The 7,668-nt window shown below is 73.7% G+C and carries 6 protein-coding genes; 4 read left to right on the top strand and 2 right to left on the bottom strand.

Annotation, left to right across the window (positions count from 1 at the left end; all coding sequences use genetic code 11):
- On the top strand, positions 1 to 757 hold a 757-nt coding region (locus ACFRCR_RS14880; RefSeq protein ID WP_377678588.1), incomplete at its 5' end, for an endonuclease/exonuclease/phosphatase family protein.
- 60 nt (positions 758 to 817) lie between these two features.
- Here the strand turns inward: ACFRCR_RS14880 and ACFRCR_RS14875 are convergent.
- Entirely contained in the window at positions 818 to 2,257 is a 1,440-nt protein-coding gene (locus tag ACFRCR_RS14875; RefSeq protein ID WP_377678586.1) for an NAD(P)H-quinone dehydrogenase, read from the bottom strand.
- Between the two features lie 119 nt (positions 2,258 to 2,376).
- Between ACFRCR_RS14875 and ACFRCR_RS14870 the strand changes: the two genes are divergently transcribed.
- Both ACFRCR_RS14870 and ACFRCR_RS14865 read left to right on the top strand, forming a co-directional pair.
- The gene (locus ACFRCR_RS14870) at positions 2,377 to 3,216 is read left to right on the top strand and encodes a purine-nucleoside phosphorylase (RefSeq protein WP_377678584.1); all 840 of its coding nucleotides are present in this window, start codon (positions 2,377 to 2,379) and stop codon (positions 3,214 to 3,216) included.
- A gap of 1 nt (position 3,217) precedes the next feature.
- A complete protein-coding gene (locus ACFRCR_RS14865; protein WP_377678583.1) occupies positions 3,218 to 5,050 on the top strand; it encodes a phospho-sugar mutase in 1,833 nt (610 codons plus the stop codon).
- Between the two features lie 107 nt (positions 5,051 to 5,157).
- Here ACFRCR_RS14865 and ACFRCR_RS14860 read toward each other — a convergent pair whose 3' ends face one another.
- On the bottom strand, positions 5,158 to 5,919 hold the full coding sequence (locus ACFRCR_RS14860; protein ID WP_377678581.1) for a DUF4352 domain-containing protein: 762 nt from the start codon (positions 5,917 to 5,919) through the stop codon (positions 5,158 to 5,160).
- Positions 5,920 to 6,366: 447 nt separating this feature from the next.
- Here ACFRCR_RS14860 and ACFRCR_RS14855 point away from each other — a divergent pair.
- Positions 6,367 to 7,668: sensor histidine kinase (locus tag ACFRCR_RS14855; RefSeq protein ID WP_377678579.1), on the top strand; the 1,302-nt coding region annotated here is incomplete at its 3' end.

The following is a 7,668-nucleotide window of genomic DNA, read 5'->3' as shown; positions in this document are numbered from 1 at the left end:
GGGCCTCGTCGTCCTCGACTGGAACCTGCACTACGGGGTCAGCGCGACGCCGTCGGTCGAGCTCGACGACGTCGCCGCGACGATCCGCGACTCGGGCGCCCAGGTCGTGACGCTCCAGGAGGTCTCGCGCGGCTGGGTGCTGGGCGGTGGCATCGACATGGCGAGCTACCTCGCGCGCGCCACCGACATGGAGGTCGCGTTCGTCGGGGCGGCCGACCGCCAGTTCGGGAACGCGATCCTGTGGGACCCGGACACCGTCACGGTCTCCGACGTGTCGCGGACGTCGCTGCCCTTCGGCGCAGGGCCGCAGCACCGGTCCGCGATCTCCGCGACCGTCACGCCGGCGGACGGGACCGACCTGCGCGCCGCCTGGGCCGGCGGGCTGCGCGTGACCTCCGTGCACCTGCAGCACCGCCGCGAGAACACCCCGACCCGTCTCGACCAGCTCGAGACGCTCTTCACGGCCGAGCCGGTCGAGGGGGCCTACCTGCTCGCGGGGGACCTCAACGCCGAACCCGACTGGGACGAGATCACCCTCGTCGAGTCCCAGGGACTCGTGAGCGGGCAGGACCAGGCGGGGAACACGGACGACCTCACGTCCCCCGCGGACGCGCCACGCCACCGGATCGACTGGATGTTCGGCGCGGGCCTCGACTTCGAGCGCTTCCGGGTCCTGGACGACGTCTCGTCCGACCACCGTCCGCTCGTGACCGTGGTGCGACCCGCGCAGGAGCAGGAGCCCGCACCGGCCGGATAGCTGCGACCGGCCCCGACGGCTGGGCGCCCGACGGCCCGCCCCGCCGTCGGGGCCCGCGCCTCAGTCCTCGCGGTGGTGCAGCATGCGCGCGACCTCGGCGATCGACCCGGACAGCGACGGGTAGACCGTGAAGGCCTCCGCGACGTCGTCGACCGTGAGGCGGTGCGCGACCGCGAGCGTGATGGGGAAGATGAGCTCGCTCGCGCGCGGGGCCACGACGACACCGCCCAGGACGACGCTCGCCTCGGGGTGCGCGAACAGCTTGACGAACCCGTCACGCATGCCGAGCATCTTGGCGCGCGGGTTGCGGGCCAGCGGGAGCGTCGTGGTCACGTACTTGGACCCCTGCTCCTTGAGCTTCTCCTCGCTGTACCCGACGGTCGCGATCTCCGGGGCCGTGAAGATGTTCGCGGCCACCGTGCGCAGCTTGATGGGGCTCACGGCGTCGCCCAGGGCGTGCGACATGGCCACGCGGCCCTGCATCGCGGCGACCGAGGCGAGCGGCAGGATGCCCGTGCAGTCACCCGCCGCGTAGATGCCGCGCACCGAGGTGCGCGAGACCTTGTCGACCTGCACGTGGCCGCTCGGGGTCAGCCGCACCCCGGCCTCCTCGAGGCCGATGCCCGCGGTCGAGGGGATGGACCCGACGGCCAGCAGCACGTGCGAGCCCTTGACCACGCGACCGTCGGCGAGCGTGACCTCCACGCCCTCGTCGGTGCGCACGGCGGCCTCGGCGCGCGTGCGGGACATGACGGTCATGCCGCGCGAGCGGAAGACCCCCTCGATGAGCTCGGCCGCGTCGGCGTCCTCGCCCGGCAGCACGCGGTCGCGGCTCGAGACGAGCACGACGTCGGAGCCCAGCGCGTTGTAGGCGCCCGCGAACTCGGCACCCGTGACGCCCGAGCCCACGACGATCAGGCGCTCGGGGAGCTCCTTGAGGTTGTAGAGCTGGGTCCACGTGAGGATGCGCTCCCCGTCGGGGATCGCGGTCGGCAGCACGCGGGGCGTCGCGCCGAGCGCGAGGAGGATCACGTCGGCGTCGACCGAGACCTCGGCCGCGTCCTCCTGGAGCGTGACCTGGACGCGCGACGGGCCGTCGAGGCGCCCCTCGCCGATCAGGACGCGCACGCCCTCACGCTCGAGGCGCGCGTGGATGTCGGCGGACTGCGCGGCCGCGAGCGCCATGACGCGGGTGTTGACGGCGTCGAGGTCGACCATGTGGCGGCGCATCGCGGGGTGCGCCGCCTTGGCCGTGTCGACGGGCAGGCGGATGCCGAGGTCGGCGGCGCGGTCGGCGATGGTCATCCAGTCGGCCGTCGCGATGAGGGTCTTGGACGGCACCACGTCGGTGAGCACGGCGGCGCCGCCGAGCCCCTGGCGTTCGACGACGGTGACGTCGGCACCGAGCCGACGGGCGACGAGAGCCGCCTCGTAGCCTCCGGGTCCACCGCCCAGGATCACGATGCGGCTGGCCTGCAGGTCGGGGTTCTCGTTCGTCACAGGTGCCATTCTGTCAGCATCCGAGGGTCATTCGTGTCAGCATGCGGACACCACGACGCGCTGGGGCGAGGAGGGGCGTTCCGCGCGGCGCTGCGCCCCAGAACGGATAGCCTCGTCCTATGACGACGACCTTGTCTCTCGACGACCCCACGACCGACCCGTTCCTCGTGGCCCGCGCCGCTGCGGACCACATCGCCGAAGCCACCGGGATCGAGGGCCACGACGTCGCCCTCGTGCTCGGGTCGGGCTGGGGCGGGGCGGCAGAGCTCCTGGGCGACGTCGTCGCGGAGATCCCCACGAACGAGATCCCCGGGTTCTCGAAGCCTGCCGTCGCCGGTCATGTCGCGACGACGCGCTCGATCCGGATCGAGCGCGCCGACGGCTCGGTCCGTCACGCGCTCGTGCTCGGCTCGCGCACCCACCTGTACGAGGGCAAGGGCGTGCGCCACGTCGTCCACGGCGTGCGGACCGCGGCGGCGACCGGCGCGCAGACCGTGATCCTCACCAACGGGTGCGGCGGCCTGAACCTCGACCACGGCCCGGGCACCCCGGTGCTCATCCGCGACCACATCAACCTCACCGCCACCTCTCCGCTGGAGGGTGCGACCTTCGTCGACCTGACGGACCTGTACTCCTCGCGCCTGCGCGACCTGGCCAGGTCGGTCGACGGCTCGCTCGGCGAGGGCGTGTACGCCCAGTTCCCCGGCCCGCACTACGAGACCCCGGCCGAGGTCCGCATGGCGGGCATCCTGGGTGCGGACCTCGTCGGCATGTCGACCACGCTCGAGGCCATCGCAGCGCGTCACGCGGGGCTCGAGGTGCTGGGCATCTCGTTGGTCACGAACCTCGCCGCGGGCATCAGCCCGACGCCGCTCTCGCACGGCGAGGTCATCGAGGCCGGTCAGGCTGCGGGCCCCCGAATCAGTTCCCTGCTCGCCGAGATCGCGAAGCTGGTGTGACATGACGAACCCCCAGGACCACCTCGACGTCGACGACCCCGGCTACGAGGCCGGGCAGGGCCACGCGTCCTTCCTGGCGCAGGTCGAGGCCTGGATCGAGGCGGACCCCGAGCCCGCCGACCAGGCCGAGCTGCGCACGCTCCTCGCGGAGGCCGACTCCCCCGACCCGCGCGACCACGAGGTGCGCGCCCGGGCACGGGCCGAGCTGCGCGACCGCTTCGTCGGCACGCTCCAGTTCGGCACCGCGGGCCTGCGCGGCGAGATGGCTGCAGGACCCAACCGCATGAACCGCGCGGTCGTGATCCGGGCCGCTGCGGGCCTCGCGTCGTTCCTGCGCGACGCCCTGCCGGGGCAGACGCCGCGTGTCGTCATCGGGTACGACGCCCGGCACCACTCGCACACGTTCGCGCTCGACAGCGCCGCGGTGTTCACGGCCGCGGGCGTCGAGGCGTCGATCCTGCCGGCCGCCCTCCCGACGCCTGTGCTCGCCTACGCGGTGCGGCACCTGGGCGCCGACGCGGGCGTCATGGTCACCGCGAGCCACAATCCCCCGGCGGACAACGGCTACAAGGTGTACCTCGGCGGCCGCGTGGTCACGGACTCGGGCCAGGGGGCGCAGATCGTGCCCCCGTACGACGCCGGGATCGCAGCCGCGATCGACCGCTCGCCCGTGGCCGCGCAGGTCCCCCGCGCGACCGACGGCTGGACGGTCCTGGGCCGCGACCTCGCGCTCGGCTACGTCGAGTCCGTGGGCCGCCTGTCCGACGGCGCCGCGCGCGACCTGCGCATCGTCGCCACCCCGCTGCACGGCGTGGGCGGCGAGGTGCTCGACCGGGTCCTTCGGAACGCGGGCTTCACCGACGTCATCAGCGTCGCCGAGCAGTTCGAGGCGAACCCGCTGTTCCCGACCGTGGCCTTCCCCAACCCGGAGGAGCCCGGCGCGATCGACCTCGCGCTCGCGTACGCGCAGGACGCCAAGGCGGACCTCGTGATCGCGAACGACCCCGACGCCGACCGGTGCGCCCTCGCGGTGTACGACCCGCGCGTCGGGACCTACCAGGGGGCCGAGACCGCCCGGTCGAACGGGTGGCGCATGCTGCACGGCGACGAGGTGGGCTCGCTGCTCGGCGAGGAGATCGGGCGACGTGCGGCACACGGCGGACCCGACCGTGCCGATCACGGGACCCCGTTCTTCGCGAGCTCGATCGTGTCCTCGCGGCTGCTGCGCAAGATCGCCGACAGCCACGGGCTGGGCTACTCCGCGACGCTCACGGGCTTCAAGTGGATCTCGCGCGTCGACGGGCTGGTCTACGGCTACGAGGAGGCGCTCGGCTACTGCGTCGATCCTCAGGTCGTGCGGGACAAGGACGGCATCAGCGCCGCTCTGCTCCTCGCGCAGCTCGCGAACCGGCTCAAGGCCGAGGGGCGCACGCTCGTCGACGCGCTCGACGACCTGGCCCGCGCTCACGGCCTGCACGTGACCGACCAGCTCTCGGCCCGGTTCACCGACCTCGACCAGATCCCGGCGGCCATGTCCCGGCTGCGCGCGGCGCCTCCGCGCACGCTCGCAGGCTCGGGGGTCAGCGACGTCGTCGACCTGTCCGAAGGGCTCGACGGGCTCCCGCCGACCGACGGCGTCCGGCTGCTGTCCGCGGACGGCACCCGGGTCATCGTGCGCCCCAGCGGCACCGAGCCCAAGGTCAAGTGCTACCTCGAGGTGATCGTCCCGGTCGCGCCCGACGCGAGCTCCGACGACCTCACGGCCGCCCGGGCCTTCGCGCGGACGCGCCTCGACCAGGTCCGGGCAGACGTGGCGGCGGCGCTCGGGATCTGACGGCGCAGGCGCCCGGCGCCGCGACTCCATGACGACGAGGGCCGTCGTCCGCTCCGCGAGGAGCGGGCGGCGGCCTTCGTCGTGCGCGCGGCGGGCCCTCCCGGCCCTCAGCCGAGCGCGACCGTCGTGCCGCCCGACAGGAACGAGTCGTGCAGCTCAAGGCTCGCCGGCACCGCGTCGGCCGGTACGTCGAACACCACGACCCCCTGGATCGAGTTGCCGGGGTTGATGTCGTTGAGGAAGCTGTTGGCGTCCCCCAGGTAGATCCCGGCCGTCGAGTCGGCCGAGTGCTCACGCCCCTGCGCGTCGAAGAGCTTCTGCGAGCTCGCGTCGAACATCTGGGCAGCGTCCCCGACGTTGGTCACCGTGACGTGCACCAGCACGAACTGCCCCTGAGCGTCCACACCCAGGAGGTCGTCCCCGACCCGGGCGACGCCCGGCTCGACGGCCGTGACCGTGAACTCGAACTTGCCGTCGCGCACGGCCGCGCCGAGGCCCGGCACGGCCTCCTCAGGGGCCGGGGCCGCCGGGGCCTGATCACCCGTCGTACCGCCGTCGGTGCCCGGATCGGCCGCGTCGGCGACGCCTGCCGATCCTGCCGCGTCGGGGGTGTCGGGAGTCTCGCCACCGAGGCTGGATCCGATCGAGACGACGAGCACGAGCGCGAGGATCGCCAGGAAGACCGTCAGGACCTTGTGCCGGGCGAAGAACGACCTGCGCGGGGCGGGCGGCTGCTGCCCCGGGTAGGGCTGCCCCGCGTACGGCTGCCCGGGGTACGGCTGGTTCTGCTGGGGCGGGTGGGGCTGCCCGGTGTGCTGCTGCGGGGCGTACGCCTGGTGCGGCTGCTGCGGGTTCTGGTCGTTGCTCATGGGAGGGCCTCTCGTGGTTCCGGATCGGTACGGGACCACTTCATCGCCTCGGGCCGGTCGGGCGCGTGGGCGGACCGGGTACGGCCGTCGCACCGAAAGTCGTATACGCCCGCAGGTCCGCGGACCCGGTCGGTGGACCCCACCGTCGGTGGTGTTCCCTACGCTGGGTCCGTGACCACCCCGTACCCACCACCGGGTTCTTCCTGGCCCGGCTCGACGCCGCCGCGCAGCGGTCCCGTACCGCCGGTCCGGCGGGCGTCGGCTCCTCCCGGTGGATGGTGGCCTCACCCGGTGCCCGGACCGGTGCCGCCCCCGTTCCGGCCCGCGCCACGACCGTCGCGAGATGGTGGCTCCTGGTCGCCCGCCCCCCGCCCGGGTCCGGGCACGGTCCCCGACGCGCCGACCGCGGGCCGGCGCTGGTGGTCCCGCGTCGCGACCGTCTGGATCGTGACCACCTCGTTCCTCGCCGCGTCCGTGTGCGTCTCGTTCGCCGGGTCGGCCGCAGGGATGGGCGAGAGCACAGGAGGAGGTGAGGCACCCGGTGGGGTGTTCGTCTGGGTCGTGCTCGGCTGGCTGTACGCGGTCGGGGTCGCGACGCTGCTCGTCTTCCGGCGACGCTACCCGGTCGCGCTCTGCCTGGTCGCGTGCGTGGGCGCGCTGGTCTTCCCCCTCGACGCGATCGGGGCGCTCGTGGCGCTGTCCTGGGTGATCTCGTCGCGCCCGGTCCGGCAGGGCTGGGCGCTGGGCGGTCTCACGGCCCTCGCGACGGCGACCGCCCTCGGGCGGGACATGTTCCGCGAGCCGGCGCAGCAGATCTTCTCCTTCACCCCCGTGGGCTCGCAGACCCCCGTCGGGGCCGCACCCTGGGTGTACGTCGTGCTGCTCGTCGCCGGCCTCGCGCTCTCGGTCAGCGTGGGCTGGGCGCGCCGGGCCCACTACCAGGTGGGCAGGTTCCGGGGCGAGGCCCAGCGCCACGAGGTCGTGGCCGAGCACCTGCGCGACGAGGTCGCACGCCAGGACCTCGAAGCGGAGAAGCTGCGCGACGAGGTGACCCGCCAGCAGGACGAGGTCGCACGCCAGCAGGAGCGGCACCTGATCGCCCGCGAGGTGCACGACACCCTCGCCCACAGCCTCTCGCTCGTCTCGTTGCACTCGGGGGTGCTCGAGGTCTCCGTCCCCGAGGAGGACGAGCAGCTCCGCGACGCGGCCAAGGTCGTCCGCGAGGGAGCCCACCGGTCGCTCGAGGACCTGCGGGACCTGATCGAGATCCTGCGCGACCCCGACGGGTTGGCGCAGCGCCAGGCCGAGCGTGCGGGGGGCACTCTGTCGGACCTGCCGGCCCTGCTCGCCACGACCCGGGCCGCGGGCACGCGTCTGGTCGCGACCGTCGTGTTCACCGACGCCTCCTCGATCAGCCCGCAGGTCGCCCGGGCGACCTACCGGATCCTGCAGGAGTCGCTCACCAACGTGCATAAGCACGCTCCGGGCAGCGAGGTCCTCATCGACCTCGGCGGGGACACGTCGAGCGGCGTGAGCCTGCGTGTCGCCAACCCGCTCCCGCCGGAGCCGGGCGCTCGTCGTGCGCCAGGGAGCCGCGCCGGGATCACGGGTATCGCCGAGCGCGCCAAGCTGCTCGGGGGTCGGGCCACCGTCGGACCGCAGGACGGGTGGTTCGTCGTGGACGTCTGGCTGCCGTGGGGGGGGGGGGGGGGCGCGCGGCCCCCCCCCCCCCCCCCCCCCCCCCCCCCC

Source organism: Oerskovia sp. NPDC056781 (assembly GCF_042789955.1).
Lineage (GTDB): Bacteria > Actinomycetota > Actinomycetes > Actinomycetales > Cellulomonadaceae > Oerskovia > Oerskovia rustica.
This window is presented reverse-complemented; position numbering and strand designations above follow the sequence as displayed.